At 36.4% G+C, this 22776-nt stretch carries 19 protein-coding genes; 4 read left to right on the top strand and 15 right to left on the bottom strand.

Features of this window, described 5'->3' with window-relative positions; translation table 11 throughout:
• Positions 1 to 24: 24 nt before the first annotated feature.
• The 9 genes from ABID46_RS10585 to ABID46_RS10625 all read right to left on the bottom strand — a co-directional run bounded on the left by ABID46_RS10585 (position 25) and on the right by ABID46_RS10625 (position 13871).
• Entirely contained in the window at positions 25 to 2493 is a 2469-nt protein-coding gene (locus tag ABID46_RS10585; protein WP_354509874.1) for a PIG-L family deacetylase, read from the bottom strand.
• Between the two features lie 54 nt (positions 2494 to 2547).
• Complete coding sequence (locus ABID46_RS10590) at positions 2548 to 6528, bottom strand: AAA domain-containing protein (protein ID WP_354509876.1); 3981 nt, start codon at positions 6526 to 6528, stop codon at positions 2548 to 2550.
• Between the two features lie 38 nt (positions 6529 to 6566).
• Positions 6567 to 7166, bottom strand: coding sequence for an HD domain-containing protein (locus ABID46_RS10595; RefSeq protein WP_354509878.1), 600 nt, complete (start codon positions 7164 to 7166; stop codon positions 6567 to 6569).
• Positions 7167 to 7239: 73 nt separating this feature from the next.
• Positions 7240 to 8982: a T9SS type A sorting domain-containing protein gene (locus ABID46_RS10600; protein ID WP_354509880.1), complete on the bottom strand. Its 1743-nt coding sequence runs from the start codon at positions 8980 to 8982 to the stop codon at positions 7240 to 7242.
• A 69-nt stretch (positions 8983 to 9051) separates the two neighbouring features.
• Positions 9052 to 10845: a tetratricopeptide repeat-containing sensor histidine kinase gene (locus ABID46_RS10605; protein WP_354509882.1), complete on the bottom strand. Its 1794-nt coding sequence runs from the start codon at positions 10843 to 10845 to the stop codon at positions 9052 to 9054.
• 92 nt (positions 10846 to 10937) lie between these two features.
• Complete coding sequence (locus ABID46_RS10610; protein ID WP_354509884.1) at positions 10938 to 11558, bottom strand: response regulator; 621 nt, start codon at positions 11556 to 11558, stop codon at positions 10938 to 10940.
• Between the two features lie 50 nt (positions 11559 to 11608).
• Positions 11609 to 12283 (bottom strand): hypothetical protein, encoded by a 675-nt coding sequence (locus ABID46_RS10615; protein WP_354509886.1) that lies wholly within the window; start codon positions 12281 to 12283, stop codon positions 11609 to 11611.
• A 10-nt stretch (positions 12284 to 12293) separates the two neighbouring features.
• Positions 12294 to 12929, bottom strand: coding sequence for a hypothetical protein (locus ABID46_RS10620; RefSeq protein WP_354509888.1), 636 nt, complete (start codon positions 12927 to 12929; stop codon positions 12294 to 12296).
• A 3-nt stretch (positions 12930 to 12932) separates the two neighbouring features.
• A complete protein-coding gene (locus ABID46_RS10625; protein WP_354509890.1) occupies positions 12933 to 13871 on the bottom strand; it encodes a hypothetical protein in 939 nt (312 codons plus the stop codon).
• A gap of 197 nt (positions 13872 to 14068) precedes the next feature.
• On the opposite strand from ABID46_RS10625, the gene ABID46_RS10630 reads away from it, so the two are divergent.
• The gene (locus tag ABID46_RS10630) at positions 14069 to 14617 is read left to right on the top strand and encodes a 30S ribosomal protein S16 (RefSeq protein ID WP_354509892.1); all 549 of its coding nucleotides are present in this window, start codon (positions 14069 to 14071) and stop codon (positions 14615 to 14617) included.
• Positions 14618 to 14630: 13 nt separating this feature from the next.
• Positions 14631 to 15155, top strand: coding sequence for a ribosome maturation factor RimM (rimM, locus tag ABID46_RS10635; RefSeq protein ID WP_354509894.1), 525 nt, complete (start codon positions 14631 to 14633; stop codon positions 15153 to 15155).
• On the opposite strand, the gene ABID46_RS10640 is transcribed toward rimM, so the two are convergent.
• Positions 15152 to 15883: a GLPGLI family protein gene (locus tag ABID46_RS10640; protein WP_354509896.1), complete on the bottom strand. Its 732-nt coding sequence runs from the start codon at positions 15881 to 15883 to the stop codon at positions 15152 to 15154. The two genes, rimM and ABID46_RS10640, sit on opposite strands and share 4 nt — an antisense overlap.
• Positions 15884 to 16037: 154 nt before the next feature.
• On the opposite strand from ABID46_RS10640, the gene ABID46_RS10645 reads away from it, so the two are divergent.
• Entirely contained in the window at positions 16038 to 17723 is a 1686-nt protein-coding gene (locus ABID46_RS10645) for a glutamine--tRNA ligase/YqeY domain fusion protein (RefSeq protein WP_354509898.1), read from the top strand.
• A gap of 27 nt (positions 17724 to 17750) precedes the next feature.
• Positions 17751 to 18485 (top strand): YoaK family protein, encoded by a 735-nt coding sequence (locus ABID46_RS10650; protein ID WP_354509900.1) that lies wholly within the window; start codon positions 17751 to 17753, stop codon positions 18483 to 18485.
• A gap of 67 nt (positions 18486 to 18552) precedes the next feature.
• Here ABID46_RS10650 and ABID46_RS10655 read toward each other — a convergent pair whose 3' ends face one another.
• From ABID46_RS10655 to ABID46_RS10675, 5 genes are all read right to left on the bottom strand, one after another.
• Positions 18553 to 19548, bottom strand: a complete 996-nt coding sequence (locus tag ABID46_RS10655) for a hypothetical protein (RefSeq protein WP_354509902.1) — start codon at positions 19546 to 19548, stop codon at positions 18553 to 18555.
• 57 nt (positions 19549 to 19605) lie between these two features.
• On the bottom strand, positions 19606 to 20169 hold the full coding sequence (locus tag ABID46_RS10660; RefSeq protein ID WP_354509904.1) for a DNA-3-methyladenine glycosylase I: 564 nt from the start codon (positions 20167 to 20169) through the stop codon (positions 19606 to 19608).
• 74 nt (positions 20170 to 20243) lie between these two features.
• A complete protein-coding gene (locus ABID46_RS10665) occupies positions 20244 to 20663 on the bottom strand; it encodes a nucleoside-diphosphate kinase (protein ID WP_354509906.1) in 420 nt (139 codons plus the stop codon).
• Between the two features lie 193 nt (positions 20664 to 20856).
• The gene (locus tag ABID46_RS10670; protein ID WP_354509908.1) at positions 20857 to 21654 is read right to left on the bottom strand and encodes an energy transducer TonB; all 798 of its coding nucleotides are present in this window, start codon (positions 21652 to 21654) and stop codon (positions 20857 to 20859) included.
• Between the two features lie 228 nt (positions 21655 to 21882).
• Complete coding sequence (locus ABID46_RS10675; protein ID WP_354509910.1) at positions 21883 to 22767, bottom strand: energy transducer TonB family protein; 885 nt, start codon at positions 22765 to 22767, stop codon at positions 21883 to 21885.
• Positions 22768 to 22776 lie beyond the last annotated feature (9 nt).

A 22776-nucleotide genomic window follows, 5' to 3' on the forward strand; every position in this document is an offset into this window, starting at 1 on the left:
ATCCTTGAAAAGGTTTAGGTTTATTTATTTTCCTAATGAAAGAATGTTCGCCATCAATCGATACGCTCCCGAAACGCCTTCTGGCAATTCACGGAAGAAACTGATTCCGGTATAGACATAATAGCCTTTTCCATATTTCGCTACCAAAAGACTTCCTTTCAGTTGTTTTTCGCCTTTGTCATTCATTCCCAAAATTGGCGTAAACTCTTTGGACCATTTGTCTGGAAAATACAATCCGCGCTCTTGAACCCAACCTTCAAAATCTTGTTGGATGATTTTATTAGGAACATTTAACACAGGATGATTCGGATCCAAAAATTTCACTTCGGAATTTTCTTCCGTCACACGATCACGCGACAATTGCAATTCATAAGGCGCAACATCCTTGGTCAACACATCACGTGACGTATTGTACTGCACCACCAAATTCCCACCGTTTTCGACGTAATCAAATAAGATTTTGTTTTTATAGGTCAATTCATTTACGACATTGAAAGCACGAATTCCCAACACAATCGCATCGTATTTCTGAATATTTTCAGCTGTTATGGCTTGTGGCGAAAGGATGTCCACTTCGTATCCGATTTGTTTCAAACTTTCCGGAACCGCATCTCCTGCCCCAACAATGTATCCAATTTTTTCTCCTTTTTTCTGAATGTCAATGTGCACAATTTTACTTCCACCTGAAGCCAAAACTTTCTGTTCGGGAATATGTTCGTAATTGATTTCGATTACTTCTTGGTCATAAATTCCAATTCCAACCTTTAATTGAGGAATTAATTCAGCTTCCGATTGATGTTTCGGTGGAAATACGTCAAACCAAAACGTTTGGGTTTCGCCTAATTTCATCAAATTAACAGTTTGTGACTGAGGTTGAATTTTCCAATCCGATGGTGCTTTTAAGGTTAATTCTCCTGAAAGATTATTGGCAAAAGACTTCACTTTTACCGAAACTTTCTTGGGTTTTGATTCTGAAAACACCAAAACTTTTTCATCCATTTTCACCGAAGCTTTCGGCAAAATCACGAACGGTTTATAGGTTTCACCTTTTTCAGGATCGTTGTATTTGTACACAACCGGTTTGGAATAAGTGAATTTTTGTCCTGCAATGGTCAATGTAAAATCTACCGAATAGGAAGCTGGATTTTCAGGTAATCCTATTAATTTCGAATCGGCTACTTTATACATTCCCAATGTTCCTTTTTCCTCCAACCAATATGGTGTCGTCGGTTTCAAAAATACACTTCCGACCAATTTTTTAGACTGATAAATTGGTTTGTTAAAATCTAATTTTTGATGGATTACTTCGCCGTGAATGGCTGTTAATTCAATTGGAAAATTCCCACGATTAATAGCTTCAATGTTCACCTCAACATCACCGCCAACTGTTGTGAAAACCGTTTTCGAAGCGGCTTCCAAAAACAATCCAGCTGACTGATAAATGATTTCTTTGATTTCTTCTGATTTAATTTCGCGCCAATGTTTGTCCTCTAATTTTTGAATCAATTGATAGGCTTTCACCAATTCGGAAACAGATTTCGACGGATCTTTGAAATCAAATTCGTCTTGAACTTTTTGCAAAATCGCCCCAATTTCCTTTCCTCCTTTCACTCGATTCCAAGAAGTATCAATTCCTTCAAATAAATTTTCTTTGGGCTGATCTCCTTTGATGATTTCCAAATATTCCATTGCAGACCCACGTTTCGGCGAAGCTCCAAATCCTTGAGAACTATGCTGACTACGACTTTTCGCCGCAATTTCACTGTTACTTATACCCAAAGTTTGGTAATAAGAACCAATGTCCAAAGCAAATAAATTGCGTTTGTCGGCTTTGTCAAATGCTTCTTGCGAACCGTAAAAAAACCAAGATTGGTTCCAAAAAAGTCTTTTCGGCTGCCAGGTTGAATACTGATTCAATTGCTCTGGAAAAACGTTGGATTTCCCTGCTAAATCAAAGGCTTCAACACTCAAAAGTGCCGATGCGGTATGATGTCCGTGCGTAGTTCCGGGTGAGCGATGATCAAATCGGTTGATGATGACATCGGGTTGAAACTTTCGGATGACATACACCAAATCGCGCATCACTTCTTCCTTGTCCCAAATTTCAAAGGTTTCGTCGGGATGTTTGGAATAGCCAAAATCATTGGCACGCGAAAAATATTGGATTCCACCATCGATGGATCGCGCTTTGATCAATTCTTGGGTACGAATCACACCTAAAAGCTCTCGCAATTCCGGTCCGATGAGATTTTGTCCGCCATCGCCGCGTGTCAAAGAAATATAAGCCGTTCGTGCGTGAACATCGTTCGCCAAATAGGAAATCAAATGCGTGTTTTCATCGTCTGGATGCGCAGCCACATACAAAACCGAACCCAAAAAATTGAGTTTTTGGATTTGGTGGTAAATTTCTGCCGAAGTATAAGTTTTGGGTTTTTGAGCGTTGGAAATTCCGAAAAGGAATATAAATAGTACGACAATAAATCTCTTTCCCATTGTGCTTTTTTGAATTAAAAGCCTAAATATAGGAAAAGAATTGGAGAATGATTCTTAAAGAATTCGCTTGATTTTGTACAATTCCGCATCTAAATTTTGCCAAACATTTTGAGACCAAATTCGAACATACTCAAAACCAGAATTTCGAAGGATTTTCTCTTTGTGCAAATCTTCTAAATAGCCCAATTCGCTTTCATAAATTGATTTACTCATACATTCAATCGCAATCGGATTATTCTTTCTTTTGACTAAAATATCAATAGAATAACCACCAAATCGGTAGTTTTTGTACAATTCTTCTTCTGGAAATTCGGTTCGCATTCGTTTGAATAATTCGTCCACAAAAATACTTTCCGTTGTTTCATATTGAATTTCTGAACGATTGGCGATTTGATCAAGCGTCTCTAAAACTTCCCTTCTCGCCTCTTCATTCCCTTCGTGTACCGCTTTTGCATACGCTAAATACGCATAGAAAACGGCTCTTCGATTGTTGCTTCCTTCTAGCTTTAATGCTTCTTTGTAAGTCGAATAAAATTCAGTTGGAATCGAATTGCAAACATAAATTTTCTCTTTGGCGCGCGTCACGATGACATTCAATAATTTATACCCTTTGGAATGGTTAATCGGACCGAAACTTTGAATGAATTTTCCGTCTCGTTTTTTACCATAAGTTGTAGAAAGTATGATGATATCACGTTCATCACCTTGAATGTTTTCCAAATTTTTAATGAAAAAACCAGCTGCTTCCAAACCTCTCATTTTCTCCGAAAAGGTTTCGTTTTCTGGTTCATTTTCACGTTGAATGATTTTGCGTTTGATGAAATTTCGTTGGGTAATGTTGAAAGTTGCAATTCCGACTGACGGGTAAGTCCCATCGGATTTGGGTTCAATGGATTCTAAAATTTCCAAGATTTTATCGGCCTCTTCTTCGTTGATATGATCGTGAAAAGTTCCTCCGGCTTCAAAAAACTCAATTGGTTTCACATCAGAAAGAGAAGGCAAAGGCTTCAAACGCGCTTGGTAAAAGGCATGGTTGGAAAAATCGATCAAATACGGATGGCGGGAACGGTAATGAAAATCCAAATGGTTTTTGTCAAACTGATATTCCACCGCATAATCCAAAAGCGATTCTATGTTCAACATCGCATTTTTTGCAGTAACCGCTTCTGATTCTTCTTCCGCATCATCTTCATCTTCCAGCGAACCATCAAAAACGCGACTGAAATAATTGGAAGGCGGCATTTGATGCTCATCACCCGCAATAATCACATTTTTTCCTTTGAGCATCGCCGGCAAATTGTCTTCCAATTTCAACTGACTCGCTTCGTCAAAAACTACATTGTCAAAATAGAAGTTTCGGCCTTGAAAAAGATTACTCGCCGCGTCAGGTGTCGTCAAAATTATTGGAAAGAAACTAGTAAACAGATCCAAATCTTTCATTGAAATTTGGCGCAAAGAAAGCCGATTATGCTTTTCGCTTCTGCGTTTGTTGTACAAATTGGCAACCGTTAAATCTTTGTTTTCTGTTTCGAATTTTTTAACTGCATTACGTTGCTCGATGTCCCAATAATTTTGGATAAAATTCTTTTGAGACGAACTGAAATAAATAATTTTTTTTAAAAATGAAGCGTATTCATCTTCATTGAAATCAATCTTTTCAGTGGTTTTCCGTTTCAATACTTCTTGAAAATAAGCCGAAAGTAAACTCGCTTTCCAATTGGAAATGGGTTTTAAATTTTCAATTAATTTTTGATTTAAATCGGATTGATTAGATAAAAATTGATACCAATTGTATTCGATTTGAAACGGATCTTCTGGATTGGATTTATACGAATGAAATTGTTTGAAAACTGAATTCATTCGCGACTCAAATTCTTGAAAACTCATTCCGAAATCACTATTATTTAACCATTTATCCAATTGAATAGAATTCTTTAATGATCGAACCGAATTCGCAATTTTATCAGAAGTAGCATTGGAAAATTTCGCTTCGAAATGATTCAGCAAATCTAAATTCTGAAAATCTTCATTCAATTTATCGGAAAATCTTTGTTTGGCAATTTCCAACTGAGTTCGATAATTTCGGATTTCATCTTGATTTTGATGCAAATCGGACGAAATGGAAATCGGAGTAAAATTAGAATGCAAACTAAATTCTTTCATTTTCGCACCGATGATTTGCAAAGATTTTCGGGTTTCTTTTGCTTTGTTCTTGGAAGATGAAAACAATGCCAAAATCTTGAACCAAAACGAATCGGTTTGATCTTGGTAAACCTCTGAATCAGCCGAAAGCGTTGAAGTCAAGACTTCGGATTGATTAATGAGTTGGTTGATTTCTTCCAATTGTTGAAGAAATTCTTCTCTTCTTTTGGATTGATAAAATACCTCAAATTCGGATTTCAATTGTTGAATTTCGTTCCAACTTCTTTCGTACATCTGAAAAGATTCATCCACTTTCAAACGTGTTTCAAACAAAGAATTTCGAATCAACGTTTGCGGATGAAACAAGGCATTTTCTTCTAAGGGTTGAAACTTTCCGTACAATTCCTCTCCATTTTCCAAAAGATTTTGAATTCCTTTCCATTCCGAATCAGAAAATTCAAATCGAATGTTTTGAATTTCCATTGGAGTGGCATCTTCAGTATTTTTTAAAATCTGACCGATTATTTCCGTCCAATTATGTTCCGAAATCAAATCTTCATTCAATATTTGATGAATGGAATTGATAGTTTGCTTTGAAGCTTGAATATTGCTCAATTGCTCCTGAATCACCGATTCCGGATAAGGATCAATCGCTTTTTTAAAACCGACCTCATCGATGGTTTTTCGCACTGCATCGACGACCAATTTACGATCGGCCACGCTGTCCTTGATCATCACCGAATATTTCCCATAGCCTTGTTTGTGCAACGCATTGTGCAAAACTTCCAAAGCGGTTTGTTTTTCGCAAACCACAATGGTTTTCTGTTTATTTTCCAAGGAATTGATCAAAAGAGCCGTCAAAGTTTGGCTTTTTCCCGTTCCTGGCGGGCCTTGAATTAGAATTTTGGATTGAGATTTCAAGGATTCCAAAATGCCTTGTTGTGAAGGATCTGCTTCAATTGCCGTGATGGATTGAAAATTTTTGTGATCGGGTTGAACGATTGACTTGAATTCCTTTTTTAAGGTTTCGTAATCGTTGATGATGTTTTGTTTTTGAACTTCAAACAAGGAAAAAATTCCTGCTTTTTCAATGATTCCATCACCTTTGTTTTTCAACAACTGATCGTAAGCCGCTTTGGTTTTAATGGCGGGAATCGGTTCATAATTGTTGAGTAAAAAATCGAGGTTTTGTTCGATTTTCAATTTGGACAAAATATTTTGGCAAATCGAAAGCAATTCGGGTTTGTCAATTTTCCCATCTTCCAACATTCTTTCGGGAATCGGATCGAGAATCACGCCTGAATCGGATTGGAGATGGTTGATCAAAACTTCGTTCAAATAAATGGGATCGTCTTCGGTTCGACTGATTTCCCAAGTATTCATTTCGGGAGAAGGTTTGATTTTCACAGACCAAATCAGAATTGGCGAAGCAGAAATTTGGCCATCACTTACATCTTTTCGGAACAGAATTGGGAAACCAAACCCCAAGGAATTCACTCCTTTTTCGGATTCAATGACTTCGTTTTGAAAAATTAGATTTTCTAAACTACGTCCTAATTTGAAAAGAAGTTCGTCTTTTTTCGATTGAAAATTTGTTTCCTCAACTTCTTCTTCCTCATCATATTTGTTCAGATAAATACTATCCCGCGAATTGGAAACTTCTTTGGCCGAATCAGATTTATCGTGAATAGAAAATTTAAAATTGACATTTCGTAAGGTCAACAAATCCAAAATAAAACGTTCCGGGAGACTATCAAAAATGGCAGAAAGTCGCGCCAAATCGAACTTATATCTGGAATTACCTGGAATTGCATTGAGGTGAATTCCGCGTCTATTTCCGACCTTTAATTTGGTTTGAAGGGCATTGAATATTTCAGGAGTAAGTTGATTCATTTTTTAGAAGTGATTCGTAAAAATAGGAAACTTCTCGATTAGTTCCCATTCCACTCCTTATAGAATTGCTCCAAAAAGTTTTCTAAAAACTGATGACGTTCTTCGGCTAGTTTCTTGGCAGAATCGGTATTCAACAAATCTTTTAATTTCAATAATTTATCATAAAAATGCTGAATAGACGTTTCGTCTGGATTTTCAGGATTGTATATTTCGCGTTGTTTACTTCCGCCATAAGCGAAACATCTCGCGATTCCGATTGCTCCAATGGCATCCATACGGTCGGCGTCTTGGACGATCTTGGCTTCCAAAGATTCGGCTTTGTTTCCTTTTGAGAATGAAACTTGGGAAACAATTTCCAATACTTTTTGGATGATTTCTGAATCGACTTCTTCCAATAATAAAAATCCTGAAATTAGTTCAATGGAACGGTCCACGCCATCGTGGAGTTTATAATCTCCTAAATCGTGTAACCAAGCGGCTAATTCCACTAAAAAAACATCGGCATTTTCTTCTTCGGCAATTTGTTTCGCCAATTTCACTACTCGTTCAATATGGTAATAATCGTGGCCGGTTCCCTCTCCAGCAAACTGTTTTAAAATAAAAGCTTGGGTATTTTTAAGTATCAATTCTTTGTTCATGGAACGAAGATATGTTTTGCGAATGAATTTAAAAATAAAAACCCGGACCAAAAGCCCGGGTTTTAACGAATATTTATCGTTTAATCCATTTTGTACTCATTTGCTGTTTATCAGCTTTTACGTAAACTAAATAAACACCTGGAGGTAAATTGGATAATTGGAAATTTCGGTCTTTTTTGTTTTGTGAATCACTGTGTTCGAAAACTTTTCTACCCGTCATATCCAAAACAGTCAAATGAAAATTCTGGGTTGATTTCTGGGTTTGAATGTTTAACATTCCAGTAGAAGGATTGGGATAGATTTGAATGGATAAATCATCTAAATCACTTACTGCTGCAGTAGGTTCTTGTTGAATAAATCCTTCTCTTGTATTTCCATTTTTATAGCCATTGCTTAAAATTTTAGTTTCATCAAATGGAACGTTTAAATGGTAGGAAGTCACAAAAGCTGAATCGGTAGCCGCGCCAAAATTCATCGTATGTGAATTTAAGGATAGATCCATCATTCCGTCGTTGTTGATATCACCGATAACGGCACCATTCAAATAGGTAAATCCTCTTGGACGAAGCGGAAATCCATCGATTTCGCCAGAACCGTCCACCGAATAGGCATGCAAGAATCCATATCCTTCTGAATCGGTGATATTGCTTCCAAAAATTAATTCCATCACACCATCATCATTGATGTCGGCAATGGTTATGACTCCTTCGTTTCCACCCACTTTATTAATCGGGAAATTTTCTTGGTTGGTGGCATCTGGATTAAATCCATAAATGGTAGGAAGTGGCACTCCATCTTGGGTATTGGGATGTCCAGCAAAAATTTCATATTCACCATCTCCATCAACGTCAGCAACTGTAGGCGGTGCGTATGTCCAACTCGGAGCAGCTTTTGGCCAACCTGTTCGATAATTCCCATCGTGCTCACGTACATAATAAGCAGAATTATCTCCATGATTAGCACCTACAATTTCCAAATCACCATCTCCATCTAAATCCACTAAAATTGGGGACTGATAGGAATAGGCTACTCCTGTATTAGCAACAGGAAACCCTGGAAGAAGCGAACCGTCTGGACGAATTGCATGTAAACCCGTGTTGTATCCGGCTACAATGATTTCTTTGGTACCGTCATTGTCAATATCCGCTACTGAAGGCGTAAAACAAGAAACCGAAAGGATATCATAAGGCCAATTCTCATTGAAATAAGTTCCATCGACCTTATACACATGAATCAAGGCAGAAGTTGCGCTTACACGTTGCGCTGTGATAATTTCATAGGTTCCATCATCATCTAGATCGGATACGGTTGGGGCATTTCCTGCCAAAGTGGTACCAAAGGATTTTGGCCAACCATCCATTGTTTCGCCAGAATTATCCAAGACTGTAATTCCATTTTGTAGCGTTGAAAAACCGTAATTGATGACAATTTCCAGATTTCCATCATTGTCTAAATCCGCAACAGCAGGCGGATAAAGCACTGGCCCAGGCATTGTTTTCTCGAATAGCAATGAGCCATCTCCTTTGATGGCTACAAATTTGGTGTTTAAACCAATTAAAAGTTCATCTACCCCATCGCCATCAAGATCGGCCAAAGTTAATCCTCTGGTATTTTTCGAATATTGAAAAGCGGGTGCACCATACCACAAAAAGGGTTCAGGATCGATTTCTGTTGGTGCTTTAAAAGTGTTTTCTGGAACTTCAAAAGTTTCAACAAATAAATTTCCTTGCGAATCCAAACCCGCTCGTTTCATTTGGGTTTGTGAAAAACTGGTGGTTAGGGTTAGAAAAAGAAAGAAAATAAATAGTTTTTTCATAACCTGTAATTTTGATTTTATTCAAATATAATCAATTTTGGGTTTAATTTACGGAGAATTAGCCGAAGTTTAATCTACTTTCAACTCGGCAATGGCTTGCATACCACGATCTTTCTTTTTGGTGAATTTAAAATTTCCTCCAATCGATTTAATTCGTTGACTAATGCTATACAAACCTTGATTCCCACTATCGATTTCACCATCAAATCCGATCCCATCATCGGTTACTTCAATGTGTAACCCATTCTCGTTTCGACTAAATAGAATCTGTGCGTTTTGTGCTTGTGAATGCTTGATAATGTTGTTAATCAATTCTTGAATTACACGAAATAGCATTAATTGTAGTTGCGGATTAAGTTCGTTTGCTTTGCTATTATCGTCTTGGACGGAAACTTGTACCAATTTGGTTTCGTTAATTTCTTTGGCAAAATGAATGGTAGCTTTGATAATACCGTCTTTTTCCAAAACGGTTGGCAATAAATTGTGCGCGATATGTCGAACGTCGGCGTGGGTATTGTCCAAAATGGATTTTATTTTCGCCAAATGATCCTGTTGCTTTTCTGGTGGCAAATGTGGCAAAGACTCTAAACTCATTTTGGCAGCGCCAATCATCGCCGCAACTCCATCGTGCAGTTCGTGCGAAATACGGTTTCTTTCTCGTTCCTCACCTTGAATGAAGGAGTTCAAAATGGCGTTTTCCTTTTCTTTCTGTAATTGGGCAAGCCTGATTGTATGGTTTTTACGATTGAAATAATAGGTTCCGCCCAAAATCGTTACCAAAAGGATTCCTCCCAAAATTGCAATCAACAAATTGGTATTTTGCTTTTGAATTTTCAATTCTTGTTCGGCAATTTGCTTTTCTTTCTTTTCGGTTTCGTATTTGGTGTTCAATTCATTGATTTCCCTTGAAATGTCTTTGCTTGCAATTGAGTCATTTAATGAAATGTATCTGTTAAGATGTTTAGAAGCAATACTATGATTTCCATTTTCCAAATGGAGATTTCCTGCAATACGGGAAGATCGCATCAAAGTGGTAAAATCATCCGCTTCTTCGGCATACTGGATAGATTCTTCGGCAAATTTGAGTGCTTCTTTATTTCTTCCCAATTTATTTAAAACTTCTGCCATTTGAGAAAAACTAGTCGCCAAATAAATAGGATTTCCTAATTCTTTCGCAGCATTAACTGATTTTTCTGCCAATTCCAGAGAAGTTTTCGGATTTTTTTCAATTCGCGACAAGCAATTGTAAGCTTGAGATTCGGCTACCAAATCTGGATTTGATTGCGAATGCTTCAATGCTTTTTCGGCCCAAATTTTGACTTGCGCTGTATCTTTTGTGTAATAATTCGTCAATGCCAAATTACTCGCAACAGTTGCAATAAATTTTGTGTCTTTTAATTCGTCCAAAATGGAATAGGATTTTTTTAGGTATTCCAATTGTTTGTTGTCGTTTCCCGATTCACCCAAAAGAGTAGCAATGTTGGAATACAAATATCCCAAACGCAAGGAAGGTGGATCTTCTTCCAAAATTCTGGCAGCTTTGACATAATAATCAATCGCTTTTTTCAAATCAGCTTTGTAATACGAACAATTTCCGAGAATGTTGTACACATCCAAATCACTTCGAAATTTCGGCTCAGGATGAGGATTTTCCAGGGCCAATTTGGCATAGGATTCTGCCTTGTCAAAATCGGATTGTTTAACGTACCAATAAGCGATGGAAAAATACAAATGATCCAAATAGGGAACTTTTTCTTTTTTGGCTTTTTGCACCAAATCTTTTACCAATTGTTCGCAATTTTCAGATTTTTCTGGGTTGCAATTTTTCAGTTCTTCCGTGTGCTTTACGTAAAAAGAACTCATTTCAGGATCCATTCGGCTTTGCCCAAAAAGATTTGTAAATAAAAGAGTAAAAAAAATAATAAGTAGTAGTTTTCTCATGCGATATGATGGTTTTATATTTTCACCAATCCCTCCATTATCGCTTTTCTTACCATTCCAGCAATATTTCTCGCTTCCAATTTCAGCATAATGTTTCCTCGGTGAGTTTCGATTGTTTTTTCCGATAGAAAGAGTTGTTCCGCTATTTCTTTTGTTGTTTTTTCTTCGACAATTAATTGCAAAATTTCCAATTCCCTTTCAGTTAATTCCACTTTTTGATTGGAGGTTTGAGTTTCAAAAAAGGCTTGTTGGGTTTTTGAACTATAGTATCTTTCATTGTTTATCACTGCTTTCAAGGCTTTTTCGATTTCATCTCGGCCATCAATTTTCAATAGATATCCGTCAAACCCTGCACTCACAGAAGATTTAATCGTTGTAGCATCTGAGTGACTCGTTAGTGCAATAACTTTAATGGTTGGTTGAATCTCTTTAATTTCCTTGATCAATTCTCTTCCATCGATTTTCCCAAAGTGAATGTCCAACAAAATGACATCAAAAGAATGTTCATTAAGTGCGGCTTTCACTTCATGATGATCTATCGCGGGTTTAATTAAGTTGACAAAATCCAGCGTAGATAATAAAGTTTCCAAACCATCTAAAACTAAAAAATGGTCGTCAGCGATTAGTATGTTCATAGTGTATTCTAGTTGGACTAAAATACATCAAATTCAACTAAATTAAAAGATTAAAGATTTATGTAATATTCTGTGGGTGTAATGGTAGTTAATTTCACTTGGATTTCACCTTGTGGCATTTGGGTTGATTCTTCTAAATAGATCCAATTCCCTGGTAAATCAACTGGAAAAAAAATGGGTAATTTCGCATCAGAATCCAATTGATTAAATAAATAGATAGGTGCAAAATTTATTTTTTCATTGGGAGCTAAATAAAATTCCGACGTATCATTTACCATTTCATAAGTAACCGAATATCCATCTCCTTTGAATTTTGGAAATCCTAGATCTTCTTGGTTGTACCAATTTGATTTTCCATTTGCCACATAATGTTCAGGCAATAATTTGGACTTTTCAAATTCAGCTTTCATTTCCAAACGACCTGTTTTTCCAAATTCATCTGTATAATCGACGATATAAGTTCCATCTGGTTTGGCTAAAATCCAATTGAACATTTCCCCTGTAATTCCATAAGACTCTGCAGTAAATAACCAATACTGAAGTTTTTCGTTGTAATAAACCCAAACTTCCCCTTTATGCCCAATTTCATCTTCTGGAACTGTTGTATTGGTATACTCCCAAATCCAAGCTTGGTCAAATTTGATTTCCTTTTTTTTGACAGTATTTGATTGAGCTTGGCAATTTGTAAATACAAAAATAACAAGCAATAACGTTAAGTTCTTCATATGATTAGGTTTACATAAAATCTTCTAATTTAGCGCCGACGGCTACTAGCACAGGATTTTCAATCTCTATTTTTCCTTTCATGGGAATCCATTTTTCTGGAGATTCTGCGTCCATTGCACCTCCCATTTTCACATCTAATTCTAGAACTGCCTTTTCATCTGACATCTTGGTAATTTTCACATCACCTTCCATTGCCAAATAGCCAATCAACCCAGATTGGGTCATTAAGGTAAATCCGATATTGGCAGTATTTCCCTCACGGTTTTTGATGACGCCTTCGATAGGTTTGGCGCTGCTCAAATCATCCCCAGAAATCGCAATCATGATGGAAAGATAATCTTCCTGACTCAATTTTTCATCTTCCAAAATTGATACTCCGATCGCTTCTTTGGATACATTGATGATTCCTTTTGGATTTTTAAATTCCGGAATTCCCTCCAATTGGGTATAATCAAAGCCGAAATGGACTTTGGATTCATGCAGTTTCGTCAAATTGGAGGTATCCATTTTTGGCATCCCAGCAGTTTCCAAGGCTTTTTCGACCACCGAGGTTGAGAGTTCATTTTTCTTTTCTTCAATTTTCCCACAACCTATAATTGAAAGTGAAAGGAAGAGAGTTAAGGTGTTTTGAATTGTTTTTTTCATAGATTAAAAATTTGGTAAAGTTTGATAACCTGTTGGATTAAAATTATAGGAGCCTTCGCTCAGTTTCGTTGCTTTTATTTCTAAATCTGAAGCGCTAATTTCTGTGATAAGGTAAGTTGATTGATGTATGTTGAGATAACCTAGCGCAAAGGCACCCGTAGAATCAAAAATATCAGATGACAAACAAACATCTGCAACAGGAGCTAACCAAATTGTCATCATGTTCCCTTCCATATCTATTCCTTTGTATGAGATTTCGGGCAATAAAGAAAAAATGGATTTACGTGTTTCTTTTTGTTTCTCAAAATTAGATTCAAAATATTCTAAATTCATTTTTCGACCCTTTGCGTTAAAAACATTGACACCAATAGGCATACTCATTTGAATTTTTCCTACTTCTGGATGGTCGATGTAATTGATAAATTGATCATTTTTAAAAATACTATTCACAATGGCATTCATTTTATCTGGACTGTTTGCAAATAATTTCTGATAGGCATCATTGGGCATAAATGCTTCCTGTTTTTGGAAATTATGAAAATAATATGCTGAACCGTTGAAGTCTTTGGCATTTATGGAAAATTCAATTCGCTTGGTTGAATTGGGACAACCACAATTTTTTATTTCCTTATAATGTGAAAGCGTAAAATTGGCAATTGGTTGAGGAGTATTGGATCCTCCAAATTCAGCATGGATTTGATTGATATTCTTTTTTTCTTCTAAGTTGTGAAAACAAAGATTCAATACCAAAATCGCATTTTTTGGTGCTTGGGTTAACCAATTCGTCTTAGACAGAACAACATCTGCTTCTTCATCACTAATGCCCAAGGTTGTCTGTTCACAACCTTTACCTTGTTCGCAAACAAGTACAATACGATCATTTTGTGCGTTCAAAAAAGGAACAACTACAAAACAACAAAAAAGAAAAAATAAAGTTTTCATACATCTGATTTGATGCTTACAAAACTCTAAGGAATTGAGTTTAATTTTATAAGGGAAATTGTGGAATTTTCAAATAAGGGAAAACCCTTAGACAGAAAACTTTAGACACTAGAACAATTGCATTGGAAATATTTGTATATTTGCACCCTTAAAAATGTAAATTTAACCGGGACGAGTTCCCAAAATACATAATCAAAATGGCAACAAAAATTAGATTGCAAAGACACGGTAGAAAAGCAAAAGCTTTCTTTCACATCGTGATCGCTGATTCAAGAGCTCCACGTGATGGACGTTTTATTGAAAAAATCGGTACGTACAACCCAATTACTAACCCTGCAACTATCGAATTAAACTTAGATAGAGCGGTACATTGGTTACAAGTTGGTGCTGAGCCTACTAACACGGCAAAAAACATCTTGTCTTACAAGGGTGCTTTGATGAAAAAACACTTGTTAGGAGGTGTTGCAAAAGGTGCTTTCACTCAAGAAGAAGCTGAAAAGAAATTTGAGGCTTGGTTAGAGGAAAGAGCAAACGCTGTTCAAGCGAAAAAAGACGGTTTAGCAAAATCAAAAGAGGATGCTAAAGCTGCTGCTTTGGAAGCTGAAAAAGCAAAATCTGATGCTCGTTTAGCTGCTGCGGCTGCTGAAGAAGCTTCTGCTGAAGAAGAAGTTGAAGCTGCTGCTGATGAAGCAACAGAAGAAACTGCTGCTCCTGAAGTTTCAGAAGAAGAAAAAACAGAAGAATAATTCGGAATTCACTATGCAAAAAGAAGATTGCTACTACGTAGGTAAAATTACCAAACCACATGGTTTTAAAGGCAATCTGATTGTGCATCTGGAAACAGATGAACCCGAAATATATGAAAATATGGAATCAGTATTCGTTGAAACCAACGGAATGCTGGTTCCATTTTTTTTCGAATTTACCCAAGTTCATGGCGCCAATAAATTATTGGTGAAATTTGAAGATACAACACCTGAAGAAGCCGAAAAACTCATCAACAGAGATTTGTATCTACCTTTGGAAACGCTTCCAGAACTTGACGGAACCGATTTTTACTACCATGAAATCATCGGTTTCACGCTTTACGATCAAACTAATACAGAAGTGGGCTTGATCAAAAATGTCAATGATGCGACTGCCCAAGCATTGTTTGAAATTGAAATCGATGGCAAAGAAATTCTCGTGCCAATCGTAGACGAATGGATTTTGGAAGTCGATCGTGAAAACAAAGCCATCCTTGTTAAAATCCCAGAAGGACTGATTGACCTTTATTTGGGTTAATCTTTGTCAACTCCACCACCGTACATTTCCATCATTTTATCAAATGCTTCTTTTTGAGTTTTATCAAAATCGGCTTGATTGATGATTTTTCCCTTTGTTGGAATGATAATTTTCGTTTTGTCGTCCATTACTTTCAAACTGATGAACTTATAAAGATTACCTTCTTTTCCTCCATCTCCATAATAAAGAGTTTCGTTCAATTCTAAGATTAAACCTGGCAATCCCCAATACTTATCGGGTCCTGTTTTAAACGTCAATTTTGGCGCATACCAAGCTTCAATTTCATGGTCTTTTAACTTTGCGGTTGCTTTATAAGCTGTAAACTCCCCGATTTGCTTGGTTTCCTTGGTAATTTTCCAATCGATTTGAGGCAATTCATCATGTATCAAATAAGGTTTTGAATTCAATTGGGTTTCTTCTACAAAACGTTTTTCAAGTGTGTTTTTATACAAAATCCCTAAGGCTCTGTTTTCAATAGAAGCGGTCATTCCAGTTTTGGCATCATCATCCTTTTGACTATTTCGAATACGTGGAATATATTCGTATTGAGACTCATCTGCTGAAATTTTCAGAGAATGCAAACTTGGAATGATTTCCAATTCAATATCCTCCTTTTGGGCAGGTTCATAGAAAGGGAAAATTTCATAGACTACTTCAATTTTTTCTTGCGAAAACAAAAAGCTAGCAAAAAAGATGACGATTAGTTGGATTGAAAATCTCAGTCTCATGCGATAATATTTAGGTTTAACAATCGCGAATATATCGATTTATATTCAAATTAGTTCCCATGAAATTTCAAAAGATGACCTTCTTTATTCTATCGAATTAACCGAAAAAATCTAAGCGAAAAATCGTAAATTTGCATTCCTATTCAGAATTCAAATGGAAGAAGAAAAAAGACCTCTCAATTTTATTGAGCAAATTGTTGAAGATGATTTAGCCAATGGCTATTCAAAAGAAGATTTACGTTTTCGTTTCCCACCAGAACCCAATGGTTATTTGCACATTGGCCATGCAAAGGCGATCTGTATTAATTTTGGTTTAGGTGAGCGTTATGGAGCACCTGTTAACTTACGTTTTGACGACACCAATCCCGCCAAAGAAGAACAAGAATTTGTGGATTCGATTCGTGAAGATGTAAAATGGTTGGGCTTTCAATGGGCAGAAGAACGTTTTGCGTCTGATTATTTTGAAACCCTTTACAATTGGGCGATTCAGATGATCAAAGACGGTAAAGCTTATGTAGACGATCAACCTTCTGAAGTCATCAACGAACAACGTAAAACGCCATTTGAACCAGGAATTGAATCTCCTTGTAGACTTCGTTCTGTGGAGGAGAATTTGGAATTGTTTGAGAAAATGAAAAACGGAGAATTTCCAGAAGGTTCGCATGTTTTGCGTGCCAAAGTGGATATGACTTCTCCCAATATGAATATGCGTGACCCTGTGATGTATCGCGTTTTGCACAAAGAACATCATAGAACAGGAAATAAATGGAAAATCTATCCGATGTACGATTGGGCACACGGAGAGTCTGATTATATCGAAGGAATTTCTCATTCCTTGTGTTCATTGGAGTTTGAAAACCATAGACCTTTGTACGAATGGTATTTGAACCAAGTTGAACTTCCAAACCAAGAAATCAAACCAAAACAAAGAGAATTTGCGCGCGGAAATGTGAGCTATATGATCACGTCGAAACGTAAATTGAAATTATTGGTGGACGAAGGAATTGTTACCGGATGGGACGATCCGCGCATGCCGACCATTTCAGGACATAGACGTCGTGGATATACACCAGAGTCGATTCGTATGTTTTGGGACAAAGCAGGTGTAGCAAAACGTGATAATTTAATCGATGTTTCTTTGTTGGAATTTGCCATCAGAGATCATTTGAACAAAATTGCTCCTCGTGTTTTTGCGGTAATTGATCCTGTGAAATTGGTAATTGAAAATTATCCGGAAGGGCAAATTGAAACCTTAACAGTTGAAAACAATCCGGAAGATGAAAATGCAGGTGAAAGAGAAGTTCCATTTACGAGAGAATTGTACATAGAACGTGAGGATTTCATGGAGGAAGCTCCTAAAAAATTCTTCCGTTTATCCATTGGAAATGAAGTTCGTTTGAAAGGTGCTTACATCGTGAAAGCTACACGAGTTGAAAAAGATGCAGATGGAAACATCACAACGATTTTTGCAGAATATGATGCAGATTCAAAATCAGGATCAGGAACAGAAGCTTCTCAACGTAAAGTAAAAGGAACCTTACATTGGGTTTCGGCTACCGAAAATTTACCAATTGAAGTGCGTTTGTACGATCGTTTGTTCACGGTTGAATCTCCAGACAATGAAGGCGATGGTGATTTCTTACAGTTTGTCAATCCAGACTCCATGAAAGTGGTTCAAGGTTTTGCGGAACCATCGTTGAAGAATGCAAAAGTGGAAGATAAATTCCAATTTCAACGTATTGGGTATTTCACGAAAGACAAAGACTCTACAGATGAGAAAATTGTTTTCAATAGAACGGTAGGACTTCGCGATACTTGGGCGAAAGAGCAAAAGAAATAATATTTTCGAAAGAAGATTGAGCAAAAAATGTTCAGGCATAAAGGAAAAAATCGTACGCTAATTCACAACCTTAGAATTGCTACGCTTCTTTCCTTTGTAGCTGGAATGGTGAACGTTGCTGGATTTTTAGCCGTTCAACAATTAACCACCAATGTAACGGGGCATTTTGCATTTTTTGTTGAGGAAATTTATACCCTGAATGTTTGGAGAGGTTTAGTTTATTTCCTTTTTGTTTTTTTCTTCTTTTTAGGCTCTTTCACTTCTGGAGCCATATTGGAATACCATAATCGTAAAAACAATCCCTTTATATTTGTCGCTCCCATTTTAATTGAAGTTAGTCTTCTTTTGATCGTAGCAATAGGCGGAAATTACTTGTTAGACCACGCACCCAATGTCATCGCCTATATTTTACTATTTGCAATGGGGCTCCAAAATTCATTGGTAACTTTGATTTCAAATTCAGTCGTAAGAACAACTCATTTAACTGGATTATTCACCGATTTAGGCATCGAAATTTCTCAGTTATTTTTTCATAAATCTGAAAAGCGTAAGAAATTATTATCCTCGATTGAATTGAGAGTTTCGATTATTGGGTGTTTCTTTCTTGGAGGAATTTTGTCTGCACTTTTATATTCTGAATTAGGCTTACACATCTTATTAATTCCTTGCGTAGTATTATTAATCGGATTGGTTTATGATTCAATACGATTAAAAATTCAACTATTGAAACGAGGCAATCGTCATAAAAGAAATTCAAATTAAAAAACAAATCCCCAAACTTTCATATTAAATAAAAATTCGGGGATTTTCACTATTCTGTGAGGCAGAATTAATCTATTGTTTCAAGCAAAGCTTGGAGTTCTTCTAGAGTTCCAGGAGCGACGGTCAAATCGAAATGGTCATTTCCATTGATCGTAATATCTTGCGATGCGAAAAACAATTGATCCTCAATCAAGGAAATCGCAATCAATTTTCCAGTTGCATTTTTAGGCACGCTTTCCAAAAGCGTTTTCAATTGGTCACCTTCAATCGTATAAATTTCAGTAATCATGGTAAAGTCGTCCATCACAAAAAATACGCGCGTATCAAAATAATCGGGTGCATTGGTAACTTTGACCGTGATTTGGGTAGATTCGGTCATGTTTAGACGGCTACCGATATGGTTCCATCCTAATGCTATATTGGCGTGATGAAATTCTCCTGTTGGACCTGAAGTTGGGTCGTACACAATGGGAACTTGAATTTCGGAGCTATTGCTAGCGTATCCAGGCAAAGTCGGAATTCCAACAAATTGAAATGCATTCATGTCGTTTACATATCCTGTCGCTTTGGTTTTATACGGTACAAAAGCTTGAACGTTCTCAACACTCATCAAATTTCCATTTGCATCTCTTACAAGAACACTGAAAGCTCCTCCAGACACCAAAGGAAACTCTTCTTGATAGGTTTGAAAATAATTTCTTACAAAATCACCTCGTTTATAAATTTCCGTTACATAAACCGTATATGGGGGTACAGGAGTTTCTCCTCCTCCGCCAGATCCCCCATCTCCATTTCCACCACCAATCGGAACTATACTATTGGGTGGAAAAATCAATCGGATTCCTCCTGGTGTTTGAAATGTAGTATCTGTTTCGTCTGTTGGTAAGTCAAATTGGATGGTATCATTTTGAAGCAATTCTAGCTGTAGATCTTCCAAAGAAGTATACACCATTGATTCGTCAAAATTTTCTTGAAATAATCCATCATCATTGGAACATTGAATGATGAATAAGAAGACCAAAATTGAAGTAAAGAATAAAGTAATTTTGTTGGTAATATGCATAATTAGATTAATTAGTTTTCTATAAGATGAGTATTTTACTTTTGGTTGCGTCTCGATTTATTTTTTAACATAACAAAAGCAATCAGTAACGTGGTCATTTACAAGGCCAGTAGCTTGCATATGCGCATACACAACGGTACTACCAACGAATTTAAACCCGCGTTTCTTAAGGTCTTTGCTGATGGCATCTGATAGTTCTGTTTTGGCAGGAACGTCTTGTAAAGATTTTCGTTTTCCGTCGATGGGTTCATGGTTTACAAAACCCCATATATAGTCAGTAAATGATCCGAATTCCTCTTGAATCCTCATAAACGCTTGTGCATTGGTAATCGTAGCTCTAACTTTTAATTGGTTGCGAATGACGCCTTCATTTTGCATCAATTCTTGAACTTTTTCTTCTCCATATTGAGCAATTTTATGGTAGTCAAAATTGTCTAATGCTTTGCGGAAATTCTCTCTTTTTCTTAAAACAGTAATCCAGCTAAGTCCCGCTTGAAAGGTTTCTAATATTAAGAATTCAAATTGTTGTGCATCATTTCTAACGGGTCTTCCCCATTCTTGGTCATGGTAGTCGATATAGATTTGTTCTTTTCCTACCCAACCACATCTTCGTTTATCCATTGGTTCGTTTTGGGTTAAAGATAAAAAAAGCCGTTGATGTCTCAACGGCTATGGTCTTATAGGAAAAGTGCTTTTTAGTAAACTTCTCTTGTTGAGAAATGGAAAGCAGCTTCGATTTCTGCGTTTTCGTCGCTATCTGATCCGTGGATTGCGTTAGCAGCAATAGATTCAGCATATTTCTGACGGATTGTTCCTTCAGCAGCTTCTTGTGGATTGGTTGCTCCAATCAAGTTTCTGAATTCCTCGATTGCATTGTCTTTTTCTAAAACTGCAGCAACGATAGGACCAGAAATCATGAAGTCAACTAATTCTCCAAAGAAAGGACGCTCTTTGTGAACTGCATAGAACAATTCTGCATCTCTTCTTGACAATTGAGTCAATTTCATTGCTTTGATTTTGAAACCTGCATTGGTGATATCTGCTAAAATATTTCCGATGTGTCCGTTTTGAACTGCATCGGGTTTAATCATTGTTAAGGTAATCTTTCCTGACATTTTTTTCTATTTTGAGCGGCAAAAATACTGCGTTTCCAAGAAAGTAAAAAGTATATTGAAAATCTCTGGTGGATTTTTTTGGAAATTTAACGCTTCCTAAACATCTCTTAACAGAATTTGAGTAGTAAATTATTGATTATAATAGATATAGTTGGATTTTAGGAATTTGAATATCTCATTTATAAAATACTCATCAACCTTTATTTCTATAAATCAAAGGCGCATAAGGAGATTGATTGAATTCTTCTTCCTTTTCAAATTTTTCTACCGATTTAAATTTCCCATTGACTTCTTTTAAAACTTCAACAAACACCGATTTTTTGCTTGGACTTTGAAAAAGATTGTGAATGACAATTTGATAGAATTCATTGTCAATTGTCCCTTCTGTAACCAAGGTTCTGTTTGACTTTCGTTCGTTTTCTATTAAGGTTTTAAAAGGTTCAGACTTTTCCAATTCATACAACGTCAGGTATTTGCCCAAGAAGATATCCTTTTGGTCGTTGACTTCGTAAACTTTTATGTCTTTGTTTTTATACAAACGAACTTCGTAACGCGGACTTTTATTCTCTGAATTTAAGGTAAACAAAACAATTTCTTCTACCGGAAATGTAGAATTAGGTTTGGATTCTCTGGTTTTGGCAACTCGATATTCAAATGGCAATTGAAAGACAATGTTTACAGCTTCTCCATCCTTTAATTTTGCGGGTTGAATTGGCGGAAGTTCCATGGCGATTTGCTCAAATGCCATTACGACTGCATCTCCTAAAATGGGATTTCCTCCTTCCAATGCACGGATATCTATGATGACTCCTTCTTTGGACACAACAAATTGTATCAAAGTTTCAGCAGTTTCAAATCCACTTTGTCTCATAACTTCATCAAAACCATTTAAGGATTTGAATAATTTCAAACTCAATTGAGACGAAATACAATTGTTCATCAACTTTCTATCGGTTGGATCATGTTTTTCACATCCAGAAAAGATGGGCATAGAATGAACTTTCTGAGACGAATAGAGTTGTTGCTCTTGCGCACTAACCGCAGAAAGGAAAAAAAGAAATAATAAAAAAACGAAATTGAATTTCATAGGAATCGAAAAAACAAATGTATCGAAATATTCATTCCATCATGAGATTTATTCCACTCATCATTGGAATTTAACAAGTTGATTCTGGGGAATATTTCCTTTTAAACAATCCTGGAAGAAATGTAAACGAATTTAATTTCTTATGAGAACCTTGCAATACAAATCACTTACTTGAAGTTCCTCAAAACTCACAGTTTCCCTTAATTTTTCTTGATCGTTCTCTACGGAAAAGATGTCGAAGGAATTTTGATCTGCGGCAGAATAATAAATTCTGATGTGCTGACGACCGAATCGCTTTTCGGACATTAATTGTCTTTCTCCCCATGGCTTAAGTTTTGATTGATAGGACTCTGGAGAAAATACTTCTTGCAAAGAGTTGAATTCTTTTAATTTAACTTCTTTATTATGGGTTGTATCATAGGCTATATAAGCATTTGGCTTATCTCGTAACTCTCTAATTTCTATGGTTGATCCCTCATCTTTTAGTGTGAATAGCGTAAGTTCTTTCCACTTCATTCTATTCAAACCACCTCCAGTAGATTTGAAGGTGACAGGTAAATCAAATTGCAAATTCACAGGTGTTCCATCATCCTCCAATAAAGCGGGATGTATGTGAGGAAGTTTTGAAGCAAATTTCACCAATGCTATTTCGGAGGCTTTACCCAATCTTCGGTTTGCTTCTGAAGTAGTCGAATCTTGAAGCGCCTCCACTTCAATAATTTTCCCTTCCTTATTTACCACAAAACGAACTTTTGCATAGGCAGTACTAAAACCATCATCAGCAAATTTGTCACTAAAATTTGAAAGATAATCCCCCAATTGTTCATTCAATTTCTGCGACATACATTGGGTTAATTTTGCTTTATCGCTAGGGTCTACATTTTCGCAACCTGGAAAAATAGCCATTTGGCCTACTTGTCTAGCTGTGAATTTTTCCAAAAGAATTATTTCTGGTTGTTCTTGAGCAAGAAGAATAATTGGGAAAATAAGAGCTAAAAAGTAAATTTTTAATTTCATGCTTATCAT

This window comes from Moheibacter stercoris (assembly GCF_040545805.1).
Classification (GTDB): Bacteria; Bacteroidota; Bacteroidia; order Flavobacteriales; family Weeksellaceae; genus Moheibacter; species Moheibacter stercoris.

Excerpts from the sequence above, each read along its gene's own strand:
- ABID46_RS10585 (WP_354509874.1), bottom strand. The coding sequence starts at position 2,493 with ATGGGAAAGAGATTTATTGTCGTACTATTTATATTCCTTTTCGGAATT.
- ABID46_RS10590 (WP_354509876.1), bottom strand. The coding sequence starts at position 6,528 with ATGAATCAACTTACTCCTGAAATATTCAATGCCCTTCAAACCAAATTA.
- ABID46_RS10595 (WP_354509878.1), bottom strand. The coding sequence starts at position 7,166 with ATGAACAAAGAATTGATACTTAAAAATACCCAAGCTTTTATTTTAAAA.
- ABID46_RS10600 (WP_354509880.1), bottom strand. The coding sequence starts at position 8,982 with ATGAAAAAACTATTTATTTTCTTTCTTTTTCTAACCCTAACCACCAGT.
- ABID46_RS10605 (WP_354509882.1), bottom strand. The coding sequence starts at position 10,845 with ATGAGTTCTTTTTACGTAAAGCACACGGAAGAACTGAAAAATTGCAAC.
- ABID46_RS10610 (WP_354509884.1), bottom strand. The coding sequence starts at position 11,558 with ATGAACATACTAATCGCTGACGACCATTTTTTAGTTTTAGATGGTTTG.
- ABID46_RS10615 (WP_354509886.1), bottom strand. The coding sequence starts at position 12,283 with ATGAAGAACTTAACGTTATTGCTTGTTATTTTTGTATTTACAAATTGC.
- ABID46_RS10620 (WP_354509888.1), bottom strand. The coding sequence starts at position 12,929 with ATGAAAAAAACAATTCAAAACACCTTAACTCTCTTCCTTTCACTTTCA.
- ABID46_RS10625 (WP_354509890.1), bottom strand. The coding sequence starts at position 13,871 with ATGAAAACTTTATTTTTTCTTTTTTGTTGTTTTGTAGTTGTTCCTTTT.
- ABID46_RS10630 (WP_354509892.1), top strand. The coding sequence starts at position 14,069 with ATGGCAACAAAAATTAGATTGCAAAGACACGGTAGAAAAGCAAAAGCT.
- rimM (WP_354509894.1), top strand. The coding sequence starts at position 14,631 with ATGCAAAAAGAAGATTGCTACTACGTAGGTAAAATTACCAAACCACAT.
- ABID46_RS10640 (WP_354509896.1), bottom strand. The coding sequence starts at position 15,883 with ATGAGACTGAGATTTTCAATCCAACTAATCGTCATCTTTTTTGCTAGC.
- ABID46_RS10645 (WP_354509898.1), top strand. The coding sequence starts at position 16,038 with ATGGAAGAAGAAAAAAGACCTCTCAATTTTATTGAGCAAATTGTTGAA.
- ABID46_RS10650 (WP_354509900.1), top strand. The coding sequence starts at position 17,751 with ATGTTCAGGCATAAAGGAAAAAATCGTACGCTAATTCACAACCTTAGA.
- ABID46_RS10655 (WP_354509902.1), bottom strand. The coding sequence starts at position 19,548 with ATGCATATTACCAACAAAATTACTTTATTCTTTACTTCAATTTTGGTC.
- ABID46_RS10660 (WP_354509904.1), bottom strand. The coding sequence starts at position 20,169 with ATGGATAAACGAAGATGTGGTTGGGTAGGAAAAGAACAAATCTATATC.
- ABID46_RS10665 (WP_354509906.1), bottom strand. The coding sequence starts at position 20,663 with ATGTCAGGAAAGATTACCTTAACAATGATTAAACCCGATGCAGTTCAA.
- ABID46_RS10670 (WP_354509908.1), bottom strand. The coding sequence starts at position 21,654 with ATGCCCATCTTTTCTGGATGTGAAAAACATGATCCAACCGATAGAAAG.
- ABID46_RS10675 (WP_354509910.1), bottom strand. The coding sequence starts at position 22,767 with ATGAAATTAAAAATTTACTTTTTAGCTCTTATTTTCCCAATTATTCTT.